General features: G+C 53.7%; 23 protein-coding genes. 9 read left to right on the top strand and 14 right to left on the bottom strand.

Going from position 1 to position 25,717, the window contains the following annotated elements:
* Nucleotides 1-107: 107 nt before the first annotated feature.
* Nucleotides 108-905 carry a 3'(2'),5'-bisphosphate nucleotidase CysQ gene (gene cysQ, locus OU789_RS13495; protein WP_274656052.1) on the bottom strand — a complete coding sequence of 266 codons (798 nt, stop codon included), beginning with the start codon at nt 903-905 and terminating at the stop codon, nt 108-110.
* 128 nt (nt 906-1,033) lie between these two features.
* Here cysQ and OU789_RS13500 point away from each other — a divergent pair, with 128 nt between their 5' ends.
* From OU789_RS13500 to radC, 4 genes are all read left to right on the top strand, one after another.
* A complete protein-coding gene (locus tag OU789_RS13500) occupies nt 1,034-1,858 on the top strand; it encodes an ABC transporter permease (protein WP_274656053.1) in 825 nt (274 codons plus the stop codon).
* Nucleotides 1,859-2,148: 290 nt separating this feature from the next.
* Entirely contained in the window at nt 2,149-4,068 is a 1,920-nt protein-coding gene (gene dnaK / locus OU789_RS13505) for a molecular chaperone DnaK (RefSeq protein ID WP_274656054.1), read from the top strand.
* A 74-nt stretch (nt 4,069-4,142) separates the two neighbouring features.
* A complete protein-coding gene (dnaJ, locus tag OU789_RS13510; RefSeq protein ID WP_263954482.1) occupies nt 4,143-5,294 on the top strand; it encodes a molecular chaperone DnaJ in 1,152 nt (383 codons plus the stop codon).
* A gap of 92 nt (nt 5,295-5,386) precedes the next feature.
* Nucleotides 5,387-6,139, top strand: a complete 753-nt coding sequence (gene radC, locus OU789_RS13515; RefSeq protein ID WP_446719188.1) for a RadC family protein — start codon at nt 5,387-5,389, stop codon at nt 6,137-6,139.
* Here the strand turns inward: radC and OU789_RS13520 are convergent.
* The 3 genes from OU789_RS13520 to secA all read right to left on the bottom strand — a co-directional run bounded on the left by OU789_RS13520 (nt 6,111) and on the right by secA (nt 11,715).
* Complete coding sequence (locus tag OU789_RS13520; protein WP_274656056.1) at nt 6,111-7,694, bottom strand: phosphate ABC transporter substrate-binding/OmpA family protein; 1,584 nt, start codon at nt 7,692-7,694, stop codon at nt 6,111-6,113. The genes radC and OU789_RS13520 overlap by 29 nt on opposite strands.
* A 20-nt stretch (nt 7,695-7,714) precedes the next feature.
* Complete coding sequence (locus OU789_RS13525; RefSeq protein ID WP_274656057.1) at nt 7,715-8,722, bottom strand: hypothetical protein; 1,008 nt, start codon at nt 8,720-8,722, stop codon at nt 7,715-7,717.
* A gap of 290 nt (nt 8,723-9,012) precedes the next feature.
* Nucleotides 9,013-11,715, bottom strand: coding sequence for a preprotein translocase subunit SecA (gene secA, locus OU789_RS13530; protein ID WP_274656058.1), 2,703 nt, complete (start codon nt 11,713-11,715; stop codon nt 9,013-9,015).
* A 188-nt stretch (nt 11,716-11,903) separates the two neighbouring features.
* Between secA and OU789_RS13535 the strand changes: the two genes are divergently transcribed.
* Genes OU789_RS13535 through mutT form a run of 3 tightly spaced genes read left to right on the top strand, consistent with a single transcriptional unit; the run spans nt 11,904 to nt 14,347 of the window.
* A complete protein-coding gene (locus tag OU789_RS13535) occupies nt 11,904-12,746 on the top strand; it encodes a peptidylprolyl isomerase (protein ID WP_274656059.1) in 843 nt (280 codons plus the stop codon).
* A 3-nt stretch (nt 12,747-12,749) separates the two neighbouring features.
* Nucleotides 12,750-13,952 carry a bifunctional glutamate N-acetyltransferase/amino-acid acetyltransferase ArgJ gene (gene argJ, locus OU789_RS13540; RefSeq protein WP_274656060.1) on the top strand — a complete coding sequence of 401 codons (1,203 nt, stop codon included), beginning with the start codon at nt 12,750-12,752 and terminating at the stop codon, nt 13,950-13,952.
* Nucleotides 13,949-14,347 carry an 8-oxo-dGTP diphosphatase MutT gene (mutT, locus tag OU789_RS13545; protein ID WP_274656061.1) on the top strand — a complete coding sequence of 133 codons (399 nt, stop codon included), beginning with the start codon at nt 13,949-13,951 and terminating at the stop codon, nt 14,345-14,347. The genes argJ and mutT overlap by 4 nt, the downstream gene beginning before the upstream one ends.
* 22 nt (nt 14,348-14,369) lie before the next feature.
* Here the strand turns inward: mutT and OU789_RS13550 are convergent, their stop codons facing one another.
* Nucleotides 14,370-14,942 carry a TetR/AcrR family transcriptional regulator gene (locus tag OU789_RS13550; RefSeq protein WP_263954491.1) on the bottom strand — a complete coding sequence of 191 codons (573 nt, stop codon included), beginning with the start codon at nt 14,940-14,942 and terminating at the stop codon, nt 14,370-14,372.
* A 98-nt stretch (nt 14,943-15,040) separates the two neighbouring features.
* On the opposite strand from OU789_RS13550, the gene OU789_RS13555 reads away from it, so the two are divergent.
* Complete coding sequence (locus tag OU789_RS13555) at nt 15,041-15,607, top strand: carboxymuconolactone decarboxylase family protein (protein ID WP_263954492.1); 567 nt, start codon at nt 15,041-15,043, stop codon at nt 15,605-15,607.
* An 85-nt stretch (nt 15,608-15,692) separates the two neighbouring features.
* On the opposite strand, the gene infB is transcribed toward OU789_RS13555, so the two are convergent.
* The 7 genes from infB to pip all read right to left on the bottom strand — a co-directional run bounded on the left by infB (nt 15,693) and on the right by pip (nt 23,639).
* A complete protein-coding gene (gene infB, locus OU789_RS13560; RefSeq protein ID WP_263954493.1) occupies nt 15,693-18,218 on the bottom strand; it encodes a translation initiation factor IF-2 in 2,526 nt (841 codons plus the stop codon).
* Nucleotides 18,215-18,847 carry an RNA-binding protein gene (locus OU789_RS13565; protein ID WP_274656062.1) on the bottom strand — a complete coding sequence of 211 codons (633 nt, stop codon included), beginning with the start codon at nt 18,845-18,847 and terminating at the stop codon, nt 18,215-18,217. Before OU789_RS13565 ends, infB begins: the two co-directional genes overlap by 4 nt.
* Nucleotides 18,848-18,864: 17 nt before the next feature.
* Nucleotides 18,865-20,496, bottom strand: a complete 1,632-nt coding sequence (gene nusA / locus OU789_RS13570; RefSeq protein WP_274656063.1) for a transcription termination factor NusA — start codon at nt 20,494-20,496, stop codon at nt 18,865-18,867.
* 2 nt (nt 20,497-20,498) lie between these two features.
* Entirely contained in the window at nt 20,499-21,074 is a 576-nt protein-coding gene (gene rimP, locus OU789_RS13575; RefSeq protein ID WP_274656064.1) for a ribosome maturation factor RimP, read from the bottom strand.
* A 139-nt stretch (nt 21,075-21,213) separates the two neighbouring features.
* Nucleotides 21,214-21,852 (bottom strand): class I SAM-dependent methyltransferase, encoded by a 639-nt coding sequence (locus OU789_RS13580; RefSeq protein WP_274656065.1) that lies wholly within the window; start codon nt 21,850-21,852, stop codon nt 21,214-21,216.
* A 96-nt stretch (nt 21,853-21,948) separates the two neighbouring features.
* Nucleotides 21,949-22,587, bottom strand: coding sequence for a CDGSH iron-sulfur domain-containing protein (locus tag OU789_RS13585; RefSeq protein WP_274656066.1), 639 nt, complete (start codon nt 22,585-22,587; stop codon nt 21,949-21,951).
* Nucleotides 22,588-22,649: 62 nt separating this feature from the next.
* On the bottom strand, nt 22,650-23,639 hold the full coding sequence (pip, locus tag OU789_RS13590) for a prolyl aminopeptidase (RefSeq protein WP_274656067.1): 990 nt from the start codon (nt 23,637-23,639) through the stop codon (nt 22,650-22,652).
* Nucleotides 23,640-23,706: 67 nt separating this feature from the next.
* On the opposite strand from pip, the gene ubiG reads away from it, so the two are divergent.
* Nucleotides 23,707-24,453 (top strand): bifunctional 2-polyprenyl-6-hydroxyphenol methylase/3-demethylubiquinol 3-O-methyltransferase UbiG, encoded by a 747-nt coding sequence (ubiG, locus tag OU789_RS13595; protein WP_274656068.1) that lies wholly within the window; start codon nt 23,707-23,709, stop codon nt 24,451-24,453.
* Here ubiG and OU789_RS13600 read toward each other — a convergent pair.
* A complete protein-coding gene (locus OU789_RS13600; RefSeq protein WP_274656069.1) occupies nt 24,450-24,890 on the bottom strand; it encodes a MarR family winged helix-turn-helix transcriptional regulator in 441 nt (146 codons plus the stop codon). The genes ubiG and OU789_RS13600 overlap by 4 nt on opposite strands.
* A complete protein-coding gene (locus OU789_RS13605; protein ID WP_274656070.1) occupies nt 24,887-25,717 on the bottom strand; it encodes a carbon-nitrogen hydrolase family protein in 831 nt (276 codons plus the stop codon). The genes OU789_RS13600 and OU789_RS13605 overlap by 4 nt, the downstream gene beginning before the upstream one ends.

A 25,717-nucleotide genomic window follows, 5' to 3' on the forward strand; every position in this document is an offset into this window, starting at 1 on the left:
CTTGGGCCGTATTGCATAGACCAGACTACAAGGTGGGATTTAAAAAAGATACGATTTACAGAGAAAATAGCTGACTGCGCGAGGTTGTCTCCAGAAAGAGTTGGAACTTAGGCTTTCTGCAGCTTAACGCCCGGTGCATAGGCAATAAAGAAAGGGTTCGCATACTCCGGCTTTCCGTAAGTCAATGGCGTATGGTCATCGAACCGCACAACCTGGCCGCCCGCGCCAGTCAAAACAGCATGACCAGCAGCGGTGTCCCACTCCATTGTACGCCCGACTCGTGGATAGATGTCGGCCTCACCAGTCGCCACAAGACAGAACTTGAGCGAGGAACCCGCACTCCGGCTATCTTTGATCGCGTACTTGTTGATGTAATCTTCTGTAGCTTGATCGCGATGCGATTTGGAGGCCACGATCATCAGCGCCGCGTTATCCGGTGTGGACACCGAAATAGGAGAGACTGGCCCGATTGCTTCCTTGTCAAAGGCACCGGTCTCCTCAACGGTTTGTCCATCTGCTTGGGTATAGAACAAACGGTTTTTGGCGGGCGCATAGACCACACCACGAATAGGAACCCCATCGACAACATAAGCTATGTTCACGGTGAAATCACCGCGACGATGAATGAACTCTTTAGTGCCATCCAGCGGATCAACAATAATGAAAGTGTCCGACTTCTCGCTATGCGAGGCTGATTGCTCCTCTGTGATGAGGGTCACATCCGGAAAAGCTTCCCGAATGCCAGCCGAAATGATCGCATCCGCGGCCTCGTCAGCAGCGGTTACGGGGCTGTCATCGGATTTGGTTTTCACGTCGAAATCATCTGAATTGTAGATTTCCATGATCTTGTCACCCGCCTCAAGCGCTAGGCGGCGAAACACATGTGTGAGTTGGTCAAAGTTCAAGGCAATGCTCCTGATTAGGAAAACCGAGTGGTCACTTGTTTATAAAAAGTCGCCCCCTTATGCTCATTTGATAAGGGAACAGCAAGAATTCCTTGTAAAACTTCAGGAACTATACGTTTCAGGTCACAATGTTTCAGGCACCAAGAAAAAAGAAGAACGGATTTCAGGTCGCTTTCGGCATTCTGGAGCTGATCTACCATACAACTGTCAGACAAGTTCGCAAAAGTCACGGCAACGCCATCATCGGGCTGCTGCTGAATCTTGCACAGACCCTCGTTCTGGTCGGGGTTTTCTTTGTTATGTTCTCGTTGCTTGGGTTGCGCGGCGCCTCAATTCGTGGGGACTTCCTGCTCTATCTGATGTCCGGCATCTTTCTGTTTATAACGCACGTCAAAACCGTAGGCGCTGTTGTTGGCTCTGATGGTCCGACCTCTGCGATGATGAAACACGGACCTATGAACACCATCATTGTGATTGCATCCTCAGCGCTCGCCGCACTCTATATTCAGGTGCTTTCGGTTCTGGTTGTTCTGTTTGTCTACTACGCCGCCTTTACACCCTTCACGATCTATAACCCCGCTGGCGCTTTCGCGATGCTTTTGCTCTCCTGGGCATATGGCATAGCCGTTGGAATGGTATTTCTGGCACTCAAACCTCGGTTTCCAAATTTCGTCGGAATCGCGACAACCGTTTATCAACGCGCAAACATGATCGCCTCGGGCAAAATGTTCGTCGCGAAAACGCTACCAAGCTGGATGCTGCCGTTTTTCGATTGGAACCCGCTCTTTCATTGTATCGACCAATCCCGCGGGTTCACCTTTATCAATTACACCGCAACGGTCACGTCTATCTCCTATCCAGTGACGGTCACGCTCGTAATGATGATGATTGGATTGATGGGCGAGTTCTATACACGGAAACATGCGTCCCTCAGTTGGAGTGCGGGCCGATAACCGCGTTTCTGAACTCAAGCGACAATTGCCTTATCCCGCCCGAAATGACTCAAAAACAAAGGATTCCACGCCGTTAGCCGGTATTGTCGCCTATTCGTAAGATTTGACTCAGTTTTTTTGCATCATATTGCCAAAAACCCGCCCCCGAACCGCTTGCAGGTGTGAATTGCGCCCCCTATATACCGCTTGAAGCTGGAACGGGATCTCCCCGTATCCATTAACAGTCCGGAGCCGAGATGCCTTGCATGGGTCCGCGCTCCTAAACATCGCCTAATAAAGGGGTACTGAATATGGCAAAAGTCATTGGCATTGACCTTGGAACTACAAACTCTTGCGTCGCCATTATGGATGGGTCGCAGCCACGCGTTATCGAAAACGCTGAAGGCGCACGCACAACGCCTTCGATCGTCGCATTCGCAGACGATGAACGCCTCGTTGGCCAGCCTGCTAAACGTCAGGCCGTTACCAACCCGGAAAACACAATCTTTGGCGTAAAACGCCTTATCGGTCGTCGCGCAGACGACTCCCATCTGGCAAAAGACAAAGCGAACCTGCCCTTCGACGTGATCGATGGCGGCAACGGCGACGCTTGGGTAAAAGTCCACGGCGAGAAATATTCGCCAAGCCAGATTTCCGCATTCATCCTGCAAAAGATGAAAGAGACCGCCGAGTCCTATCTTGGTGAAGAAGTAACTCAGGCCGTTATCACGGTACCTGCATACTTCAACGACGCTCAGCGTCAGGCCACTAAAGATGCCGGTAAAATCGCTGGCCTCGAAGTGCTGCGGATCATCAACGAGCCGACAGCCGCCGCGCTGGCCTATGGTCTCGACAAGAAAGACACACAGACAATCGCTGTTTATGACCTCGGTGGTGGTACATTCGACGTAACCATCCTCGAAATCGACGACGGCCTCTTTGAAGTTAAATCCACCAACGGTGACACATTCCTCGGTGGTGAAGACTTCGACATGCGCATCGTTGACTATCTTGCTGGCGAGTTCAAAAAAGAGAACGGCGTTGATCTGACCAAAGACAAAATGGCTCTCCAGCGTCTGAAAGAAGCTGCCGAGAAAGCCAAGATCGAACTGTCGTCTTCGACACAAACAGAGATCAACCAGCCGTTCATCTCGATGGACCCGAAAGGCGGCCAGCCGCTTCACCTCGTGCTCAAACTGACACGTGCGAAGCTCGAAAGCCTTGTTGGCGATCTTATCAAGTCTTCGCTGAAGCCTTGTAAGGAAGCTCTCAAAGACGCCGGCCTTTCCACAGGTGACATCGACGAGATCGTTCTTGTTGGTGGTATGACCCGTATGCCGAAGGTGATCGAAGAGGTCAGCAAGTTCTTCGGTAAAGAACCAAACAAAGGCGTGAACCCAGACGAAGTTGTGGCCATGGGTGCTGCAATTCAGGCCGGTGTTCTTCAGGGTGACGTGAAGGACGTTGTTCTTCTCGACGTTACGCCGCTGTCTCTTGGTATCGAAACTCTTGGTGGTGTGTTCACACGTCTTATCGACCGCAACACAACAATCCCAACCAAGAAATCGCAGATCTTCTCGACTGCCGAAGACAACCAGAACGCTGTGACTCTGCGGGTTTTCCAAGGTGAGCGCGAGATGGCTGCCGACAACAAGATCCTCGGCCAGTTCAACCTCGAAGATATCCCGCCCGCACCACGCGGCATGCCGCAGATCGAAGTGACCTTCGATATTGACGCAAACGGTATCGTTGAAGTTGGCGCCAAAGACAAAGGCACAGGCAAAGAGCAGAAAATCACCATCCAAGCTTCCGGTGGCCTGTCGGATGACGACATCGAAGCAATGGTGAAAGACGCTGAAGAAAACGCCGATGCAGACAAAGAGCGTAAAGAGCTTATCGAAGCCAAGAACCAAGCCGAGAGCCTGATTCACAGCACCGAGAAAGCCCTTGAGGAGCACAAAGAGAAAGTTGACCCAACAACTGTTGAGGCCATCGAACTCGCAATCTCCGCGCTTCAGGAAAACCTCGAGTCCGAGGACGCAAGCAAAATCAAAGCTGGCATCCAGAACGTGACAGAGGCGTCGATGAAACTTGGCGAAGCAATTTACAAAGCCTCCCAAGAGGAAGCTGGTGAAGAGCCCGCCGAAGTTGACGAACCAACTGCAAACGCCGCTGATGACGATATCGTCGATGCAGACTTCGAAGATCTGGACGATAGCAAACGCAACTAAATGAAAGCTGCATAGCTTTCAGCGACCGGCCCGCAAGTTGTCGGGCCGGTCTTTGCGTTCCTAAGGGGTAACACATGTCAAAGCGTGATTATTACGAAACTCTCGGTGTCTCGAAGGGCGCGTCCGCGGATGAGATCAAGAAAGGCTATCGCAAAAAAGCCAAAGAGTTGCACCCTGATCGCAACTCCGACAATCCCAACGCAGAAGCGCAGTTCAAAGAAGCAAATGAAGCCTACGACGTTCTGAAAGACCCGGAAAAGAAAGCCGCGTATGACCGCTATGGTCACGCCGCTTTCGAAAACGGTATGGGCGGCGCCGGGCGCGGACACCATCCTGGTCAGGGCAATGGCGATTTCGCCAGCGCGTTCTCGGATGTGTTCGATGATCTCTTCGGCGATTTCATGGGCGGCCGTGCGGGCGGTCAGGCACGAAGCAGAGCACAACGTGGCTCTGATCTTCGCTACAACCTCCGCGTCTCCCTCGAAGAAGCCTTCTCTGGCCTCCAAAAGACAATCACCGTCCCAACATCCGTTGGTTGCGGCACCTGTAATGGTACAGGCGCAGAAGGCGGCGCGGAGCCTGTCACATGTCCAACATGTTCGGGCATGGGTAAGGTTCGCGCACAGCAAGGTTTCTTCACTGTCGAACGTACCTGTCCAACATGTTCTGGTGTTGGCCAAATGGTTAAGAACCCGTGTGCAGACTGTGGCGGTGCAGGACGTCTTGAGAAAGAACGTTCGTTGTCGGTCAACATCCCTGCGGGTGTTGAAACCGGTACACGCATCCGCCTCTCTGGTGAAGGCGAAGCCGGTCTACGCGGCGGACCATCCGGCGATCTTTATATCTTCATCGACGTTCAGGAGCACGCGCTCTTCGAACGTGACGGCGTCAACCTTTACTGCCGCGTGCCGGTCAGCATGGTTTCCGCGTCGCTCGGTGGTGATATCGAGGTTCCGACAATCGACGGTGGCCGTAGCCGCGTGAAGATACCATCCGGCAGCCAATCCGGCCGTCAGATGCGCTTGCGTGGTAAAGGTATGCCTTCTCTTCGCGGGAACCAATCGGGTGATATGTTCATCGAGCTCGCTGTCGAGACTCCGGTAAACCTCACCAGCCGCCAGAAAGAGCTTCTGCGGGAGTTCGACGACATTGCCGTCGATAACAACCCACAGAACGACAGCTTCTTTAATAAGGTGAAAACCTTCTGGGACAGCATGAAAAGTTAACACAAGTTAACTAAAAATTTAGAGAATCGTTTCAGCTTCGACTTATGAAACTGAAACGATTTTTTTCCGAGAAGCCGCTCCCCATGTTCGACATGGATGTTGACGAAGTGCAGCTTCCCAAAAAACGGCGGACAAACTCATATGGCCGCCACCCCCAAGACTCGCAAAAACAACCGAGCTATATCCGCGATCACCGTAAGCGCCTTCGCGAACGGTTTTTGAATGGTGGCGCAACTGCCCTGCCCGATTACGAAATGCTGGAGCTTGTGTTGTTCAGGGCTATTCCCCGCAAAGACGTCAAACCTCTTGCCAGATTACTACTCGAAACCTTTGGCGATTTTAATCGGGTGATTTCTGCACCACGCGAGCGTCTTTTGCCAATCAGAGGTGTGGGAGAGGCCGTTGTTTGCGAACTGAAGATTGTCGAGGCCGCCGCCCAACGCCTCGCCAGAAGTAAAGTAATGCAGAAACATGTGATCTCTGGATGGGACGCGATTGTTGATTACTGTCATACAACCATGGCGCACCGCGAAACTGAGCAGTTTCGCGTTTTGTATCTCGACCGCAAGAACGTCCTAATTGCCGATGAGGAGCAAGCACGGGGAACAGTTGACCACGTACCAGTCTATCCACGCGAGGTCGTCAAACGGGCACTTGAACTCAACGCCTCCGCCCTCATTCTTGTGCATAATCATCCGTCCGGTGACCCTTCGCCCTCACAAAGCGATATCACCGTCACTGCCCAAATCAACGAAGCCGCGAATACACTCGGGCTTACGCTCCACGACCACCTGATTGTCGGGAAATCCCGCGAACTTAGTTTTCGCGCGGAAGGGTATCTTTAACCGGCGCGAGCCAAACCTCAACCCTACGGTTTACCTGCCGACCCCACTCGGTATCGTCACACGCCATGGGCATTGCCTCACCAAACGCCAGTTCTCCGATTTCCATCCGTTCAGGATCAAACAAGCTGGCTTCTTTTAACACCGCCGCACGAACCGCCTGTGCGCGACGCATTGCTATTCTGCGATTGGCCGCCGCACCACCATCACCATCGCTAAACCCGACAAACAGCAGTTTGCGATCTTCAAACAGACCGGCTTCCAGTTCCTCTGCGAGTTTCGAAACGTTCGCCCGCGATTGCGCATCAAGAAGCGATGAACCCGCTTCGAAACGGAATGTTGTTGAAAGCCGCCGTGCCGACCGCAACGCGCCAACCATCTCCTGAACATCCGAAAGAGAGACCTCGTCACCCGCCTGAAGGACAGCATTCGCAAGCCGCTCGCCTTGATCGGCCATCGGAATTTCAATCGACGCCTGATTCACAAACCCGCTTGCCTCAACAATTTGTTCCGCCGAGGGCGTGCTCATGAAGGCCATGAACTCGCGAATGATTTTGGGCAATCGCCTTGCAGGGGTGTAAAGGAAAAGCGGCGATGTAAGGGGGTAATCCTCTGATTTGATGGTGCTATGACTTGCCATAAACGGAAATCCACACCCGCCGAGAAGCGCCAGAGAACGGCTGTTTCCAATCTCTGAATGGCTCACGATACCGAGCGCAAATGGATCGCGCGTGACCGCTGCACTAAGGCTCGCATTGGATGTATGACGACGGCTCTGCGCAAGCTCAGAGTCCTCGTCCGTCAGGATTTGTGATACGGCCCGCTCCAACGCACCAGATCCATCTTCCCTCAGATGCAGGACGATAGGAGCATCAATTCCACCAAGTTCTTGCCAATTCTTAATCTCGCCGGCCAAGACTTTTGAAGTCTGCTCTAACGAAATGCTTGTTACCGTGTTGCGCTTTGAAACAATGGGAACAACGCCATCAAGCCCGATAATCCGTGCAACACGCGAGGAGCGTAAATCGCCAAGACCTGCCTCCCGCGCGATCTTAATTTCGTCCTCGTTAGCCTCGCGAAGAGAGAGCGCGAAATCAGTTTCACCGCTCACAAATCGGGCTAAGCCTTGATCCGAATTCCCAAGAGCGAAGTCGATCCGAGCAACTTCCGTATCTTGGCCAGATTGTTTCAGTACGAGTGTAAAATCCCGATTGCTCTCGACTTCACGCGTTACTGTATATCCGTGTCGTGTAGCAAATCGCTCGAACAGGGACGGCAGCAAGACGTCACCAACCGTGCGTGCACCGGAAACAGATATCTCGGCAACATAGCCGTCAAGATTTGGACAAGCCGGACCAGAACAAATAACGCCAGAACCGTCCAACGTCAGAACGCCAAACTCCGTTTCAACGCGGTAAAACTCGCCGTCATATCCAACCAGAACGCCCGAAAGAGACATCGCACCATCCTGCGATGTCAGGGTGATGTCCTGCGCGCGGGCGCAAATCGGGGTAAGTACGAAAAGTGCGGCGAAAACCGCCGCACGAAGGATGCTCATAAGCCTGTCCGAATGCCGCTCTAGTTGCTGGCGATTCTAATATCCCGGAGCAGGTTGTTTAACACCAGAACCTCGCCAATGGCGCCACAATCCGGCATTGCGACGGCTAAATCAACCACTTCCGCGCCTGTTTCTGCATCCGACTGGAGAGTTTGCGCAAATACTTCGCGCCCACAATTAGATGGCTTTATCTCCGCTTCGATCGAGAGACGGACGGTGCCCTCTTGGTTGATCGAACCACTTGGAAAACTGTAAACTTCAGCCTGCCAAGCCTGCTCGTCATCACGCAGCGCAAGTGTCGTTAGAAAGCCGCCTTGCGCGCCCAGCGCGAATTCTGAATTTCGTGGCGCGGCCTGCCAAACGTGGCCCTTCTGGCCATAGCTAGCCCCAAATTCCAACGCATGAATTTGCAACTCCGCTGCGCCCTGCCACTGTAGCGCAACACGATCATATGCATCAAAATCCTGAACCTCGGTTCCTGTCGTCAAACGCTCGCCGCCTTCAAACAGGACTTCAAATTTCGCATCCTCAGAAAACACGGGCAATGTAAGCTCCGCAATTCCAAGCGGGGAAGTCATACCCGAAACCCGTAGCCCTTCATGAAGAACTGTGAAGTATGCGTTCGGCAAACAACTCGCATCGATCCCGAGTGTTACCATTGCCGCGGGGCCTGGCACCGCAGTCACATTCGTCTCGCAGGGAACGCCATATGCATTGAACGTTGTATCATCAGTTTTCGGCGTTGGCTCGAGCGCGTCGCCGCCAATTTGATCCGTAGCCCAAGGGACAGCGAACGTCGGCATCTCGTCGACGCCGATCTCTGGAACGACGGGCGTTGCATTCTTATCTTTAGGTTTCGCGGAAGTAAGCTGAACGCTCGCCGGATCAACAACAGTTGTCGTGCCGCCAAGCGCAAGGCCTTTTGCAAAGAGTCGGTTCTCTGCATCTGACTTTTGCACAAGAAATCCGATCGTCAACGCCACAGCAAAGCTGGCGGTTGCGTAGATGTAGTTCCCCGATTTCTTCATTTCACCCTCATCCACCTGTCAGATCACCCGAAAGATGACTTTCTAAAGTGGGCCGAAATGTGACTTGAATCCGGTGTTTTTAGTTAACAGCCTTAAAAACAAGGGATTTCGAAGCGTTGTGTGGCGTGAATCCCTAAGGATTTTCTTACAGTATTGCCCTAAACACACATCCGAATCGATGAATGTGTTCTTCGAATCGTCAAAATCGACTCACTCGCTACGCGAACAATTGTATACCCTCACGCGAATTTTCAAAGACGGTTCCCCAATAAGGTGTGGGGAGTCCGCCCTTAAATCTTACCGTGACAATGCTTGAACTTCTCTCCTGAACCGCAGGGGCACAGGTCATTCCGGCCCGGATTTCCCCATGTCTCAGGATCGTTCTCGTCAAACCCTTCACGCGCTTCGCCTGCCTTTGGCGTGAAAGCAGATTGCGCCTGTGCTGCTGCGGCTTGTTGCTGCATACGCTGCTGGGCAAGCATCTGCGCCATCATCTTCTCTTGCTCTTCTTGTGAGAGCGGACGGATTTTAGAGAGCTTTTCAGTCACTTCAACACGCAGCGACTCAAGCAGACCTTCGAAAAGCTGGAAGCTCTCGTTTTTATATTCGTTCAGCGGGTCACGCTGAGCGAGGCTGCGGAAGCCGATGACAGAACGAAGGTGTTCCAAAGTCAAAAGATGCTCGCGCCATTTACCGTCAATGGTCTGCAACAAGACCTGCTTTTCGATGCCACGAAGTGTCTCCGGCCCAAACTCAGCCGCCTTCGACGCCATCGCCTTGTCCGCCGCATCATAGAGGCGCTCGCGAATGTCGGCATCATCAACGCCTTCTTCAGCGGCCCATTCGACAACTGGCACGTCGAGGCTGAGGATTTTCTGAACTTCCTCTTTAAGCTCCTCGGTGCTCCATTGTTCAGCATAGGTTTTGGCCGGCATGTGAATATCGACAAGATCGTCGATCACCTGATGGCGCATGTCCTGAACGATTTCTGAAAGGTCTTCGGCTTCCATGATTTCACGGCGCTGACTAAAGATCACTTTACGCTGATCGTTCATCACGTCGTCAAACTTGAGCAAGGATTTCCGCGCGTCGAAGTTGCGGCCCTCGATTTTAGCCTGTGCCTTTTCAAGCGATTTGTTCACCCAAGGGTGGATAATTGCCTCGCCTTCTTTCATGCCGAGCGAACCGAGAACTTTATCCAACCGGTCGGACCCGAAAATCCGCATGAGATCGTCTTCGAGCGAAAGATAAAACTCTGAACGTCCTGGGTCACCCTGACGACCAGCCCGTCCACGAAGCTGGTTATCGATACGGCGGCTTTCATGACGCTCTGTCGCCAGAACATAGAGACCACCAGCCTCGATAACTTTCTCTTTTTCTGCAGCAACCTGCGACGTGAATTTCTCACGAAGCTGGTCTGGGTCGGCATCTGGATTCTTGGCCAGCTCTTGCAGCACATGCATCTCGACGTTGCCGCCAAGCTGAATGTCGGTGCCGCGTCCGGCCATGTTGGTCGCGATTGTGACGGCGCCGAATTTACCGGCATCCGCGATAATCTGTGCTTCCTGCTCGTGAAGGCGCGCGTTTAGAACGTTGTGTTCAATGCCCTCGGCGTTGAGCAGGTTAGAGAGGAATTCAGATTTCTCAATCGACGTCGTACCGACAAGAATTGGTTGTCCGCGCTCGTGTGCTTCTTTGATCGATTCAACCACGCCCGCAAACTTCTCGCGTGCTGTACGATAGATCTGATCGTGCTCGTCTTTACGCGCAATCGGACGGTTTGTTGGAACTTCAACAACACCAAGGCCGTAAATCTCAGCGAATTCTTCGGCCTCTGTCAGCGCGGTACCAGTCATACCGGCAAGTTTATCGTAAAGGCGGAAGTAGTTCTGGAAAGTAACCGACGCGTGGGTCACGTTCTCTGGCTTGATCTCAAGCCCTTCCTTGGCCTCAATCGCCTGATGCAGCCCGTCTGAGAGGCGGCGACCTTGCATCATGCGGCCTGTAAACTCGTCAATCAGCATCACTTCGCCGTCACGCACGATATAGTCTGTGTCACGCGTAAAGAGTTGATGTGCTTTCAGCGCTTGGTTGACGTGGTGAACAACCGTGCTGCTTTCTGGATCGTAAAGCGATTGGCCCTCTTCCAGAATGCCAAGCTCCGGCAGACGCTGCTCAAGAAATTCGTTACCCTCTTCGGTAAACGTGACGTTCTTGATCTTCTCGTCCTTAAGGTAATGCTCGGGCTTAAGTTCAGGGATCAGCTTGTCAATCGCAACGTAAAGATCGCTCTTGTCCTCGGACGGGCCAGAGATGATCAGCGGCGTCCGCGCTTCGTCGATCAAGATCGAGTCCACCTCGTCAACGATCGCAAAGTTATGCTTGCGCTGAACAAGCTGGCTCAGGTTCGAGCGCATGTTGTCGCGAAGATAATCAAAAGCCAATTCGTTATTGGTTGCGTAGGTGATATCGCAAAGATAGGCGGCCTTTTTCTCTTCTTCTTCCTGACGCGGATAGATCACACCAGTTGTCATGCCGAGCGCGGCAAAAACTTTGCCCATCCATTCCGCATCACGATGCGCAAGGTAATCGTTCACGGTCACAACGTGCACGCCCTCACCTGGAAGCGCGTTGAGATAGGCCGCAAAAGTCGACATCAGCGTTTTGCCTTCACCGGTTTTCATCTCTGCGATGTTGCCTTGGTGAAGGAAAATACCGCCCATCAACTGAGTATCAAACGCACGAAGGCCCAGCGCGCGGCGGGCCCCTTCTCGAACGTTGGCAAAGGCTTCGGGCAGGAGATTATCAAGAGATTCACCACCAACAGCCCGTTCGCGGAATTCTTTGGTTTTCTCGATGATGCCTTCGTCGGAAAGCGCTTCGAACTCTGGCTCAAGCGCGTTGATCTTCGCAACAAGCGGACGGGTTTTCTTAACCTTGCGATCATTCGGCGTGCCAAAAACTTTTTTGGCGATGGTTCCGATACCCAGCATATTCACTCCGCTTGCACTGCTGCTAATGTTTTTGTGATCTTGAAAAGCATGGCTTGCCCCCCCTTATTGGTAAGCCTATCAAGGCTGTTAAGCGGATGCCCCATACATAAAGACCTTTTGCGATGTAAGGGGCCAACCAAGTACTGTCAATGGAACGCGCCCGAACGGGCACTACTAAGGGAAAATAGATGTTAAAACGCACTAAAATCGGCATTACCGCACTGCTCCTCGCTGGAACAGCACCTGTCTTTGCCGAAGAAGCAGGCCCCTCGACTGTCGTAGCGACTGTGAACGGTACAGAGATCACCCTCGGGCATATGATCGTCGCGCGCGAAACTCTGCCTCAGAACTACCAGAACATTGATGACAAACAGCTCTTTGACGGCATTCTCGAGAACCTGATCCAGCAAACCCTGCTCGATCAATCTCTGAACGGTGAGTATTCCGAGCATGACAAGCTGGCGATGGAAAATGACCGTCGTGCGTTCCTTGCTGGTGCAGCGATCACTGCTGCCATTCGCGACGCCATCACAGACGACGTCGTTCAGGAGCTCTATGACGAAGCCTACAAAGACGCTGAGCTGGGCTCCGAGTACTCCGCGGCGCACATTCTCGTAGAGACAGAAGACGAAGCCAAAGCGCTTGTTGCGGAGCTAGAAGGCGGCGCAGATTTCGCCGAACTCGCCCGCGAAAAATCCACCGGTCCTTCCGGCCCGAATGGTGGCGATCTTGGCTGGTTCTCAAAGGGAATGATGGTTCCACCGTTTGAAGAGGCCGTTATGGCGCTTGAAGACGGTGCAGTTTCCGCACCCGTCGAAACGCAATTCGGCTGGCATGTGATCCTGCGCAAAGAGTCCCGTGAAGTGCAGCCACCAGCGATCGACGAAGTGCGCGATCAACTGGTTGAGCCTGTGCAGCGCGAGGTACTGACAAAGCTGATCGAAGACCTGACCAATGCGGCGGATATTTCGCAAGCAGAAGAAGGCACTATCGATCCTGCGCTTATCAAGAAATCCGAACTTTTGGAGTAATCCATGAAAGTATCACCGCTGGCCCCTAAAGAGGGGTTTCCGTCGCTTCCTGTTGTTGACGGGGTTGAATTTGCGGCCACTGCGGCTGGTGTTCGATACAAAGGGCGGGATGACGTTATGGTCGCCCGTCTTTGTGAGGGCACGGCGATTGCGGGCGTTTTCACACGCTCCGCAACGCGCGCCGCTCCCGTATTGGATTGCCAAGCCAAGATCGGCGGTGATGCGAGCGGGCCAGCGGCGATTGTGGTGAACTCCGGTAATGCCAATGCCTTTACCGGAGGGCACGGCGTCAAAGCTGTTGAGGCCGTAACCCAAGCCGCGGCAGAGGCACTCAATGTTCCTGTCTCGCGGGTATTCACAGCTTCAACAGGCGTGATTGGCGAGCCTCTCCCTGCAGAGCGCATCACTGATAAGTTGGCTGAACTTTCCCAAAACCTTGCGCCAAACGCGTTCGAACGTGCCGCCAAAGCAATCATGACAACGGATACCTTCCCCAAGGGGGCAAAGGCCGAAGTCAACGGCATTACAATCGCCGGTTTCGCAAAAGGCTCTGGCATGATCGCGCCGGATATGGCGACGATGCTTGTCTACATCTTTACCGACGCGAAAATTGCACAAGACCGCCTTCAAGCCATCTTGTCCAAACTGAACAACAAAACCTTCAACTGCATAACTGTGGATAGCGACACCTCTACTTCAGATAGCCTGCTTCTCGCAGCAACGGGCAAGGGCCCCGAGGTGAAGGACGAGGCTGCTTTTGAGAACGCGTTGCACGGTGTTATGCAGAACCTCGCGCATCAAGTTGTCCGCGATGGAGAGGGTGCGACCAAATTCGTTGAAGTGAACGTAACAGGCGCGGATTCAGACGCTGACGCCCACCGCGTCGCCATGGCGATTGCGAATTCTCCGCTGGTGAAAACAGCGATCGCTGGCGAAGACCCGAATTGGGGCCGCGTGGTCATGGCTGTTGGCAAATCCGGTGCTAAAGCAGACCGAGACCGCCTTTCTATCTCCTTCGGCGACATCCTTGTTGCGGAGAAAGGCTGGGTAGCCGAGAGCTATACCGAAGAAGCAGGCGCTTCCTATATGAAACAGGAAGACCTCGTTTTGAGTGTTGATTTGGGCATCGGTAAAGGTACGGCAACCGTCTGGACCTGCGATCTCACCCATGGATACATCGAGATCAACGCGGATTACCGTTCATGAAAACTGTGCTTGTTTCGGCGGTTGCCTTGATTGACCGTGATGGCCGCGTTCTGCTTGCGCAGCGTCCAGAGGGGAAGTCTATGGCGGGTCTCTGGGAGTTTCCGGGCGGCAAGGTTGAAGCCGGCGAAACTCCAGAGGTCGCCTTAATCCGCGAACTTCACGAAGAGCTTGGAATTGATACATGGCAAAGTTGCCTTGCGCCGCTCACATTTGCGAGCCACAGCTATGATGACTTTCACCTATTGATGCCACTATTTGCCTGTCGCAAATGGAACGGAACGCCCCATCCCAAAGAAGGGCAGACTCTGAAATGGGCACGGCCGAACGAGCTTCGAAACTACCCAATGCCACCTGCCGATATCCCGCTTATTCCAATTCTGCGCGACTGGCTCTAGGGGTTAAGCTTCAACAACCAACTCAAAGTTGCGCCAAACCATCCGCGATTTCCTGTGCAATTGCTTCGGCATCGATCCCGTCCCGCTCCGCAGATACTCTTAGGCCCAATAGGTCGGACTGATATCTGCGAGCGAGCACCTTCGGATCATGGGTAGCGGCAATCGATCCGTCGCTTTGCGCTTCCTGAAAAAGATTGGCGAATTGGCTCTCCATCTTCAGCAAATGCTGGTTTGCGTCCTCGGACAACGGGCTGTTGTGCGCTTGCAGTTCCAGCAGTGTTTTTGAAAGCATGCAGGCCTTGGCTGGTGCGTCGCTATTTTCAACCACCATCGCAGGAAAACGTTGAAGCGCCTTCAGCGGCCCTTCTTCGTCGGCAAGCTTCCTTAAGCGCGCCCGCCCCTCAGACGCATATCGCTCTAGAGCGAGCTTAAACAAAGCATCTTTTGACCCGAAGGCCGCATAAAAACTTCCCGGCTTCATCTGCAACGTCGCCTCAAGGTCCTTGAGCGATGTACCCGCCCAGCCCTGTCGCCAGAACAAGTCTCGGGCGCGTCCGATCAGTTCATTTCTATCATAATTTGGCTTCCGAGGCATGACATCACCAATATTTGAGTGTTTGCTCAATTATATACTTGAGTGATCACTCAAGAAAGCCTAAATAACAATCATCACCAATTCGAAAGGACTTTAAATTGACTTTCCCATCCCACGATATGGACTCCGCTCCAGAGGCTTCCAAACCGCTGCTCGAAAACTCCCAGAAAGCATTCGGCCGCCTTCCTGGCTTGCACAAGGTGCTGGCAGAGAGCCCACAAGCTTATGAAGCTTACCAACTCCTCCACAAGCTCTTTACCGAAACTGACTTTGACGCTGACGAGCTGACAGTTGTTTGGCAGTCGATCAACGTTGAGCATGAGTGCCACTATTGCGTTCCGGCCCACACAGGCATCGCAAAGATGATGAAGGTTTCTGACGAAATCACAGAAGCGCTGCGCAACGAGACGCCGCTTCCCTCCGAGAAGCTCGAAGCTCTCCGTACATTTACAGTTCAAATGGTGCGTGAGCGCGGCAATCTAAGCGAAGCTCAAATGCAGGCATTCTTTGATGCCGGTTATGGCCACCGTGCGGTACTGGACGTGATTTTGGGCTTGGCTCAGAAGACTATGTCAAACTACGTGAACCACCTCGCCGTGACTCCGGTCGATGAAGTGTTCCACCCGCTTAAGTGGGAGCGCAGCGACAAACCGCTAGAGGTATAAGACCCTCTGCTCTTTTAGCAATTTCACTCACGCAACAAAAAAGGGGCCGCGAACACGGCCCCTTTTCTTATGTCTTTTTGCGAACTTACTTCAGTGTCCGCTCGACTGACTCGCGCTCGAAGATTTCGATCACATCGCCAGGGCGGATGTCGTCGTAGTTCTCGAAGGCCATACCGCATTCCTGACCGGACTGAACTTCCTTCACTTCGTCTTTGAAGCGTTTCAGCGTTTTCAGCGTACCTTCGTGGATCACAACATCGTCGCGCAGCAGGCGTACACCGGCGCTGCGGCGAGCAACGCCTTCGGTCACGATACAACCAGCAACGCGGCCAACACCGGTAACCTTGAACACTTCCTTGATCGACGCGTAGCCGATGAAGTTTTCGCGGATTTCTGCGGAGAGAAGGCCGGAAGCCGCCGCTTTCACATCATCCACAAGGTCATAGATCACCGAGTAATAGCGGATCTCAACGCCCTTCTGGTTGGCCGAGTTCCGCGCAGAGGCATTGGCCCGCACGTTAAAGCCAAACACTGGCGCTTCGGACGCTTCGGCAAGACCGATATCCGATTCCGTGATCGCACCAACGCCAGAGTGAAGAACACGAACGCGCACTTCGTCGTTGCCGATTTTCTCCATCGCCTGAACGATCGCTTCGGCAGAACCCTGCACGTCTGCTTTCACAAGGATCGGAAGCTCGGCAACGTTCTCGTCGTCTTTGGCTTTCGCCATAAGCTGTTCGAGAGTTGTTGCAGCACCAATCGCAGCGCGCTTCTCTTTGGCGGCGTGAGCACGGTAATCCGCAATCTCGCGGGCCTGTGCCTCTGTCTCAACCACGTTCAGAACGTCACCCGCTTCTGGTGTACCATTGAGGCCAAGGACCTCTACCGGAACCGAAGGGCCAGCGTCATTGATACGGTCGCCTTTGTCGCTCAAGAGCGCACGCACGCGGCCCCACTGTTCACCAACAACAAAGATATCGCCCTTGTGTAGCGTACCGTTCTGAACAAGAACCGTCGCCACAGGACCACGACCAACGTCAAGTTGCGCCTCGATCACAGCACCGTTTGCGGCGCGATCAGGGTTAGCTTTGAGATCAAGCAGTTCAGCCTGAAGCGAAATAGCCTCAAGCAGATCATCCAGACCCGTACCGTTGATAGCCGATACTTCAACGTCCTGAACTTCACCGGACATTTTCTCTACGATCACTTCGTGCTGAAGGAGATCGGTGCGAACTTTGTCTGGGTTAGCTTCCGGACGGTCAATTTTGTTGATCGCGACAATCATCGGCACACCAGCAGCTTTGGCGTGGTGGATGGCTTCGATTGTCTGTGGCATCACCGCGTCATCGGCAGCAACCACAAGCACAACAATATCCGTTACCTGCGCACCACGTGCCCGCATCGACGTAAACGCCGCGTGGCCCGGAGTATCGAGGAACGTCAGAAGCTTGCCTTCGTCGGTTTTCACCTGATAAGCGCCGATGTGCTGGGTAATACCGCCAGCCTCGCCAGCAACAACTTTCGCCTTACGGATCGCATCCAGAAGCGAAGTTTTACCGTGGTCAACGTGGCCCATAACCGTGATGACAGGAGGACGGGAAACCAATTTTTCCTCATCATCTTGAACGTCAGCGATTACGTCCTCAACGTCAGACGCAGAAACACGCGAAATCTTGTGGCCGAATTCTTCGACAATAAGCTCGGCTGTATCAGCATCAATTGTTTGGTTCTGCGTAACCATCATGCCCATGTTCATGAGCGCTTTAACAACGTCACCAACACGTTCGGCCATACGGTTTGCAAGCTCGGAAACAACAATCGCTTCCGGCACCTGAACATCACGAACAACCTTTTCGCGCTCGACCTGACCACCCATAGCCTTTTGACGCGCACGCTCTTGCTTACGCTTCATCGATGCCATGGACCGCTGACGGCCACCGTCACCACCGCGCAGCGCTTGGTTCAGCGTCAGCTTGCCGGAACGACGCTTATCTTCGCCAGCGTTTTTGGATGGGCGATCATTGCGATCATTGCGGTCGTTGCTCTTGCGTGGAGCAGAAGACGGACGTCCCGCTGGACGGCTCGCCGCTGCTTCAACCTCTGCCGGATCGGCAGGGCGTGCAGCTTTCTTGGGCGCCGCAGATTTAGCGGCTTTCTCGGCCTCTGCGCGCTCCTTGGCGATCTCTGCTTCCTTGCGGGCGCGCTCTTCTTCTTCGGCCTTGGCCTTCGCACGCTCGGCACGTTCTTTTTCTTCGGCTTCTTTAGCCTCGATCTCCGCACGGCGGCGGGCACGATCTTCGGCGCGCTGCTTTTCTTCAGCTTCGCGCTTCGCTGCTTCTTCGGCCTCGCGCGCTTTTGCAAGCTTCAGAGCCGCCAAACGGCGCTCCATCTCGGCATCCGAAATGCCTGCCGGACGACGCGAAGGATCACCAACCGAAGCCGAGCTCACGTTTGCTTTTGCCGCACCAGGCTTGGGAACAACAACGCGCTTGCGTTTTGTCTCAACAACAACGTTCTTTGTCCGTCCGTGGCTAAAGCTCTGCTTTACATTGCCCGGACGTCCTGCGCCGCCGCGAATTCCCAGTGTTTTTTTGCCGTCACTATCGCTCATGTGGTCTTCGTACCCTTCTCGGTGGATGTTCCACCGCCATTTGCGCGCACGCCTCTAAGACGTTTGGCATCCTCTACCGCACTATCGGTGAGTCCGCCAGATGCAAGCGCGCCATGTATCACATTTTCCCGCCCGAAAGCCAAACCCAATTCCGATGCCGTAAGCATATCGATATATAGGTCTCTGTCTCGAGGGGGGCGAAGCTTGGATTTTCCACGCTCCGACCCATCGCTGGCCTGAAACAAGACTTTCGCCTGCTCAGTCTCAAGCCAACCCTTAACTTTTTCGTAGCCCGTGATCGCCCGGCCCGCTTTCCGCGCCAAAGAGATATAGTCTACGACCCGCCGCGCAAGCGCAGCTTCGGTATCATCAACCAAGGTGTCCGGCACCTTGACCGCTTGTTTGGCCGCCTTGGAGAACAGCCCCTTATTGGCAGCCTTCTCTAAAGCCGCGCGATCAGCCGTCACCCAGATGCCGCGCCCCGGAAGCTTTCCGGCAACATCCGCAAAAACGGTGTTCTCCGGTCCGATCACAAACCGGATCATCTCGGATTTATCCCGTGTCTCGCCGGTGGCAATGCACCGTCGTTCGGGGTTTTCCCGTTCGTTTTTTCGACCGCCGCGCGCCATTCAGGTTACCCGAAGCTTTACGCTTCGGACTCCTCTGTTGCGTCTTCGGAACTTTCTTCCGCAGCTTCTTCTTCTGCTTCGGCTTCCAGTTCTGTCGGATCGACCCACCCAAGCATAATGCGGGCGGTCATAACCAGATTCTGCGCTTCTTCGAGCGAAACATCGAAGGGTTCAAGAACGCCATCGTCCTTTTTACGCTCGCCGTTTTCAGTGGTCCAACCACCGGCAAGCTCCCAATCCGCGCATGTTGCGAAGTCTTCGAGGGTTTTCACTCCGTCTTTTGCAAGCGCAAGTACCATTTGGGGTGTCAGACCATCAAATGCAACCAGGCTGTCTTCGACGCCGAGTTCACGTGCCTCTTCCAGCGCCTTTTTATTAGCGGCTTCGAGGTAGTCACGCGCACGAGCTTGAAGCTCTCCGGCTGTGTCTTCGTCAACACCGTCAATCACCAGTAGCTCGTCAACTTCAACGTAAGCCACTTCTTCGAGGTTAGTGAAGCCTTCGGACACGAGAAGCTGTGCAAAGAACTCGTCGAGGTCGAGCGCTTCCATGAACAGGCTTGTGCGTGCAGCGAACTCTTTCTGACGACGCTCGGATTCTTCGGCCTCTGTCAGAATGTCGATATCAAGACCAGTCAACTGGCTCGCAAGGCGAACGTTCTGACCACGGCGACCAATGGCAAGCGAAAGCTGCTCATCAGGCACAACAACCTCGATACGCTCGGCTTCTTCGTCAAGCACAACCTTGGACACTTCAGCGGGCTGAAGCGCGTTCACAAGGAAGGTCGGCGCATCGTCATTCCAAGGAATGATGTCGATTTTCTCGCCCTGAAGCTCGTTCACAACGGCCTGAACACGGCTACCGCGCATACCAACGCAAGCACCTACAGGGTCAATCGAACCGTCATAAGAGATCACGGCGATCTTGGCGCGCGAACCTGGGTCACGGGCAACAGCCTTGATGTCGATGATACCGTCGTAAATCTCCGGAACTTCCATCTTGAACAGTTCAGCCATGAATTGCGGGTCTGTCCGGCTCAGGAAAATCTGAGGGCCACGCACTTCGCGACGCACATCTTTGATATAGCAGCGGATACGATCATTCGGGCGATAGCTCTCGCGGCCGATCTTCTCGTTGCGGCGCAGGATACCTTCGCCACGGCCCACATCAACGATAACATTGCCGTACTCTTCGCGCTTAACAACACCATTGATGATGGTGCCTGCGCGGTCTTTGAATTCTTCGTACTGGCGATCACGCTCGGCTTCGCGCACCTTCTGAAGGATCACCTGCTTTGCAGATTGCGCCGCGATACGGCCCATCTCTACTGGCGGAACCTCGTCAATGATCTCTGCGCCCACTTCTGGGTTTTCAAGATAATCGCGGGCCTGCGCAACAGTCAGCTCGGCGAGGTGGTTCTCGACCATATCGTCTTCAACCACGGTGCGAACCCGTGTGAATGTGGCGCGGCCGGTTTTGCGGTCAATGCTGACGCGGATATCCATTTCGGCGCCGTAACGCGATTTGGCGGCCCGTGCGAGGGATTCTTCCATCGCTTGAACAACCAGATCGGGATCGATCATCTTTTCACGTGCGACCGCTTCGGCGGTTTGCAAAAGCTCAAGCTGGTTGGCTGAAGTAATTGCCATTGTCACTGCTCCTTAGAAGCGTCAGTTTCTGTTTTAATCTCGTCGAAATCGTCTTCGTTCACGATGCCCGCCGCTTTACGTTGCTTGAGCATTTCCGCGATTAATTCGTCTGTCAGGACCAGCTTGGCATCTACCAGCCAGTCGAACTTGAGGCCGATTGTCCCTTCGGAAATCGTGATCAGAACCTCGTCATCTTCGGTTCCCGCGAGCTTGCCTTTGAAACGACGACGGCCATCAATAAGCTCAGCTGTTTCAAGCTTAGCCTCATAACCGTGCCAAAGCTCAAAATCCTTCATCCGCGTGAGTGGGCGGTCGATACCAGGGCTCGACACCTCAAGCGAATAGAGCCCTTCAATCGGGTCTTCGACATCAAGCGTCGCGCCAACCTCGGTCGAAACCTTGGCGCAATCTTCAATTTCCATGCTGCCGTCAGGTTTCTGAACCATCAACTGCAGCGTTTTCTCTTCGCCACCCATGAGCCGCACACGGACCAATTCAAACCCCATATCCTCGATAACGGGCTGAACTATACCGGCCAGACGGCGATCAATAGCAGCTGTAGCAACAAGATCAGACAAGGTATCTCCAAGCACAAAAAAACGGGCTGCGCGGCCCGTTGAGAATTTCGGTGGGCATTGGGAGTGGACCCCAACGCGCCGCTGTTGAAAAGGGATATACGTGCAAACGCCTGAGTCTACAAGGCCCAAATAGACTCAGCTATTTTACGGGCTTCTGCGCGACGATAAACACTGCCTCGCCACGCTTTGGCTGCCAGACGTGATCAAGCGCAAATCCAACCTCGGTAAAGCTCGCTTCCAACTCGGGTTTATCAAACCGCTGAACTGGCGGCATCAGATTGATTTTGCTCAATGCGGGTACAATCGTGTTGCCAAAGATACCCGGCAAGCCATTGATCTCCGACATACAAACTGTGCTCGAGATAAGAAAGCCGCCTGGCTTCACCACCTCATAGAGCTGCTTCACGACCTGCTTGTAATCGGGCAGCAAATGAAGAATCGACATCGCCAGAACCGCATCAAAGCTGTTGGGTTCATATCCCATGGCATCAATATCAAGCTTGTCGACCGTAAGATTGGACAGCCCTGCTGCACGCACCTTTTTCTTGGCAATTGCCAACATCTTGTCAGAAAAATCGGTGGCGAGATACGAGCGCACCAACGGCGCATGAACAATCGCCGTTGACCCCGTACCACAGCCAATTTCCAAAACGTCCATCTCTGGTGTGAGATAGCTTTGGGTCGTTTTGAGCTTATGTTGGTACGCAGCTTCATTTGTAATAGGCGACTTTGCGTAATTTTTCGCAATAGCATTCCAGAACCAAACCGACTGCCCCATTACGGCCACTCCCAAAAATTTCTAAATCAATGGAAACTGAATCGACCTCAACACCGATCAAATCAATGGGTGCGCAAACATTGCCAGCGACTGTCTCTATTCAGCAACCCAACCGATATCACGATGCGTACCGTCACAGAATGGCTTGTTTCCGGACCGACCGCAGCGACAAAGAACATATTTCCGCTCTGACATGCCCTCGCCCTGTTTGGGGGATTTCAGCTCCACATCCGCAACCCAATACGGGCCATTTTTCTCGACAGTCACACGCGGCCCATCGGGCACTAGGTGCGTTGGATCTTCGCCTTTCGCTGCCATAGTCAGCGCGCCGGACGGACATCCGGCAATCACCGCTTCGATCTCTTCACGGGTTCCTTTATCCGGCTCAATCCATGGCCGCTTCTTGGCGTCAAACACATGGGCAGCGATACGATTACATTCCGCAGCATGGGCACAAAGCATCGGGTTAAAGTAAACTACGATCTCTTCGCCCTCAAACGGGACCAACCGATCTCGGCCCGCAGGTTTACCGCGCTCTGAAGAAAACCCCGTTTTCTTGTGGCTGCCGTCGCAAAATGGCTTGTTCTTGCTGTTCCCACACCGACAAAGAAACATCACGCTCTTTCCTTCGGCGTCCGCTCCGACGAGGTTCAATTCCCCCTTCACGCGAAGCGGGCCGTTCTCAACAGGTTCGATCTCTGGAGTTTTGGCGGCATCGTCGTTTGAGTCACTCATAGCTTCCTCCCGATGTTGGCTTTTGAAAGCTTGCGAGACACAGAGCAGCAAATCAAGCCGTGCTACAGATGGAGTTCAGCTTTCTGAAAGGTGAGGCGGTCTGTAATTTGGATCAACGCGCGGGTGATTTCCGGCTCTGACATTGCATGCCCCGCAACCGGAACCATCGTCAGGTCACACTTTGGATGACGCGCGGCAAGCGCCTGTGCTGCCTCGGGAGGGCAAACCATATCTTGACGGCCTTGCACGATTGAAACACCAATATGCTTAATCTTTTCAACATTTTGAAGAATATACCCATCCTCAGATAGAAACGCTTTATTGAGGAAGTAATGGTTCTCAAGCCGCGAAAACGCTCTTGCGTAATCCGCTGGCGGTGTCATGGAGCGGCCATTCGAGGTAACCGAGGCAAGCGCATTTTCCCACGCAGCCCATGATTGCGCGTATCGCGTCTCTACCGCGCGATCACCAGAGAACAAACGTTTGTTATATGCCGCGATCATATCACCGCGCTCATCTTCGGGAATCAGCTCTTCGAACGAATGCCAAACCTCGGGATAAAACCGCGCGGCACCGCCACCATAGAACCAATCAAGCTCCCTCTGCGTAGCAAGGAAAACTCCGCGCAATACCAAATGCGCCACCGCGGCAGGATGGGTTTCGGCATAAACAAGCGCAAGCGTTGCGCCCCAGCTTCCGCCAAAAACGATCCAGCGGCTTATGCCAAGGTGCTCTCTGATTTTCTCAATATCTTCAACAAGATGCCACGTCGTGTTGGCCTCGACCGATGCATTGGGACGCGAGCGCCCACACCCCCGTTGATCAAACAGGATCACTCGATAGATTGCCGGATCGAAAAACCGGCGCATCATGGGCGAACAACCGCCGCCAGGACCGCCGTGCAACACCACAATAGGCATCCCCAGCGGGTTGCCGCATTGCTCAACATAGATTTCATGACCGTCACCAACATCAAGCATTTGCCGATGAAACGGTTCAATTGCCGAAAAAAGATAGTCGGATGCGCTGTTTTGGCGTGAGATTCTGTCCATGCAATTACTATATAGGGGGAGTAGCTGGCTTGCCCATGACAAATCGCCACCAACCTGTGAGGATCAGATGACAACAGAAACCAACACAATCGACCCGCAAGAAGTCGCGAAGTTCGAAGCCATGGCGGCAGAGTGGTGGGATCCGAACGGGAAGTTCAAGCCGCTTCATATGCTCAATCCCTGTCGGCTTGATTACATCACACAGCAAATCGCAGCAGAGTTTGACCGCGATCTAACGACCAACAAACCGTTTGAAGGGCTGCGGATCATCGATATTGGTTGCGGTGGCGGGCTTTTGTCCGAACCTATGGCGCGGCTTGGGGCAACGGTTGTGGGCGCGGATGCGGCCGCGGGCAATATTCCCGTTGCGCAGGTTCATGCACAATCGCAAGGGCTTGAGATCGACTATCGCAACACAACAGCAGAAGCGATCGCGGATGAGGGAGAACGGTTTGATGTCGTGCTCAATATGGAAGTCGTGGAGCATGTGGCTGATCCACAAGGTTTTCTGACCGCCTGCCAAACGCTTCTCAACCCGGGTGGCCTGATGTTGTGCAGCACAATTAACCGCAACCCGAAAAGCTTCGCGATGGCGATCATCGGAGCAGAACACATCATGCGCTGGCTGCCAAAGGGTACACATGAATGGAATAAATTCATTACGCCCGACGAACTCTATCAACTCATTGAAGGGGCAAGCCTAAGACCCGTAGACCGCAAGGGGTTTGTCTTTAATCCGATTACATGGAGTTGGTCGATTTCTGATCGTGATCTCTCGGTGAATTACGTCACCGCAAGCGTTAAACCAGCCTAGTTTTCCGCCAAGCGCACGCGCAGTTCGCGCAGCACAGGTAATATCGAACGCACCTTATCCGACCCGATATCACCAACCACGCTGGCAACCGCCGGTGCAATAGCAGTCAATGCCGCCTCACAGGCGCGCCGACCGGATGGGCTAATTGCTACGAACTTGCGCCGTGCATCGTCCCAATCGGGGCGGATATGAACATGCCCTGCCGCCTCTAGTTTTGAGAGCGTGTTGGTCATCGCCCCACGCGTTACCGAAAAGGCTTTTGCCAACTGCGCGGGCGTGCGTTCGCTACTTACGTGCATCAGGTGGTTCAAAACCGAAAAATGCGATAGCTCCATTCCCTTAGGCAAAGCTTTTCCCAGCCTGTTGCGCGCAAGCTGATCAGCCATGAAAATCTCGCTAAACAGCGAAATCGCAAGGGAATTGTGTTGATCGGTCATGACGGTTTTTTAAACGCCCGAGCATTTTTTAGCGAGGGAATTTTTCGTCGAGCTGTTTCAACCTCCGCAAGGTCGATGTCAACAATCATCACGCCAGGGTCTTCGCCTGCATCCGCAAGCACCTCCCCCCATGGCGATACCACGAGCGAATGTCCATAAGTTCTGCGCTCTGACCCGTCTTGCTGGCTATGGCTGCCACATTGCGCTGGCGCCAATACGAAACATCCCGTTTCAATCGCCCGAGCACGAAGCAAAACATGCCAATGCGCCTCACCCGAAACAGTTGTAAAGGCCGCGGGCTGCGTGATGATCTGCGCGCCAGCTTCGGCCAAGGCTCTGTGAAGCTGTGGAAAGCGCACGTCATAACAAACCGTCATTCCAACGTTGCCGAAAGGTGTTTCTGCAACGACCGCATCTTCGCCAGGACGGTATCCCGCGCTTTCTTTGTAAGTTTCCGCCTCCGAAAGCTCGACATCGAACATGTGGATTTTGTCATAGCTCGCCGTGATCTCGCCTGTTGGAGAGATCAGGAAAGACCGATTGGCAAAGCGGCCCTCGTCTTCCAACTTAATCCCGAGCGAGCCGATGAGTATCCAAATGCCGAGCGTCGCTGCCTCGTTCCGGATCGCCGCAAGCGTTTCGTCTTCGCTTTGAAAACTTAGCACTGCCTGCTGATGCTTGCGCGAATTAGAGACGCAGTTGGACACTTCGGGCGTCAGCACGAACTCCGCGCCCTTCTCGGCCGCCTCGCGGATCATACCGAGAATAACGGGCAGATTCTCTTTGGGTGAATCCGTGGAGTTCAGCTGGCAAAGCCCGACCCGCAT

Origin of the sequence: Halocynthiibacter sp. C4, from assembly GCF_028823805.1 — a bacterium.
Classification (GTDB): Bacteria; Pseudomonadota; Alphaproteobacteria; order Rhodobacterales; family Rhodobacteraceae; genus Falsihalocynthiibacter; species Falsihalocynthiibacter halioticoli.

Excerpts from the sequence above, each read along its gene's own strand:
- OU789_RS13500 (WP_274656053.1), top strand. The coding sequence starts at position 1,034 with ATGTTTCAGGCACCAAGAAAAAAGAAGAACGGATTTCAGGTCGCTTTC.
- dnaK (WP_274656054.1), top strand. The coding sequence starts at position 2,149 with ATGGCAAAAGTCATTGGCATTGACCTTGGAACTACAAACTCTTGCGTC.
- dnaJ (WP_263954482.1), top strand. The coding sequence starts at position 4,143 with ATGTCAAAGCGTGATTATTACGAAACTCTCGGTGTCTCGAAGGGCGCG.
- radC (WP_446719188.1), top strand. The coding sequence starts at position 5,387 with ATGGATGTTGACGAAGTGCAGCTTCCCAAAAAACGGCGGACAAACTCA.
- OU789_RS13520 (WP_274656056.1), bottom strand. The coding sequence starts at position 7,694 with ATGAGCATCCTTCGTGCGGCGGTTTTCGCCGCACTTTTCGTACTTACC.
- OU789_RS13525 (WP_274656057.1), bottom strand. The coding sequence starts at position 8,722 with ATGAAGAAATCGGGGAACTACATCTACGCAACCGCCAGCTTTGCTGTG.
- secA (WP_274656058.1), bottom strand. The coding sequence starts at position 11,715 with ATGCTGGGTATCGGAACCATCGCCAAAAAAGTTTTTGGCACGCCGAAT.
- OU789_RS13535 (WP_274656059.1), top strand. The coding sequence starts at position 11,904 with ATGTTAAAACGCACTAAAATCGGCATTACCGCACTGCTCCTCGCTGGA.
- argJ (WP_274656060.1), top strand. The coding sequence starts at position 12,750 with ATGAAAGTATCACCGCTGGCCCCTAAAGAGGGGTTTCCGTCGCTTCCT.
- mutT (WP_274656061.1), top strand. The coding sequence starts at position 13,949 with ATGAAAACTGTGCTTGTTTCGGCGGTTGCCTTGATTGACCGTGATGGC.
- OU789_RS13550 (WP_263954491.1), bottom strand. The coding sequence starts at position 14,942 with ATGCCTCGGAAGCCAAATTATGATAGAAATGAACTGATCGGACGCGCC.
- infB (WP_263954493.1), bottom strand. The coding sequence starts at position 18,218 with ATGAGCGATAGTGACGGCAAAAAAACACTGGGAATTCGCGGCGGCGCA.
- OU789_RS13565 (WP_274656062.1), bottom strand. The coding sequence starts at position 18,847 with ATGGCGCGCGGCGGTCGAAAAAACGAACGGGAAAACCCCGAACGACGG.
- nusA (WP_274656063.1), bottom strand. The coding sequence starts at position 20,496 with ATGGCAATTACTTCAGCCAACCAGCTTGAGCTTTTGCAAACCGCCGAA.
- OU789_RS13580 (WP_274656065.1), bottom strand. The coding sequence starts at position 21,852 with ATGGGGCAGTCGGTTTGGTTCTGGAATGCTATTGCGAAAAATTACGCA.
- OU789_RS13585 (WP_274656066.1), bottom strand. The coding sequence starts at position 22,587 with ATGAGTGACTCAAACGACGATGCCGCCAAAACTCCAGAGATCGAACCT.
- pip (WP_274656067.1), bottom strand. The coding sequence starts at position 23,639 with ATGGACAGAATCTCACGCCAAAACAGCGCATCCGACTATCTTTTTTCG.
- ubiG (WP_274656068.1), top strand. The coding sequence starts at position 23,707 with ATGACAACAGAAACCAACACAATCGACCCGCAAGAAGTCGCGAAGTTC.
- OU789_RS13600 (WP_274656069.1), bottom strand. The coding sequence starts at position 24,890 with ATGACCGATCAACACAATTCCCTTGCGATTTCGCTGTTTAGCGAGATT.
- OU789_RS13605 (WP_274656070.1), bottom strand. The coding sequence starts at position 25,717 with ATGCGGGTCGGGCTTTGCCAGCTGAACTCCACGGATTCACCCAAAGAG.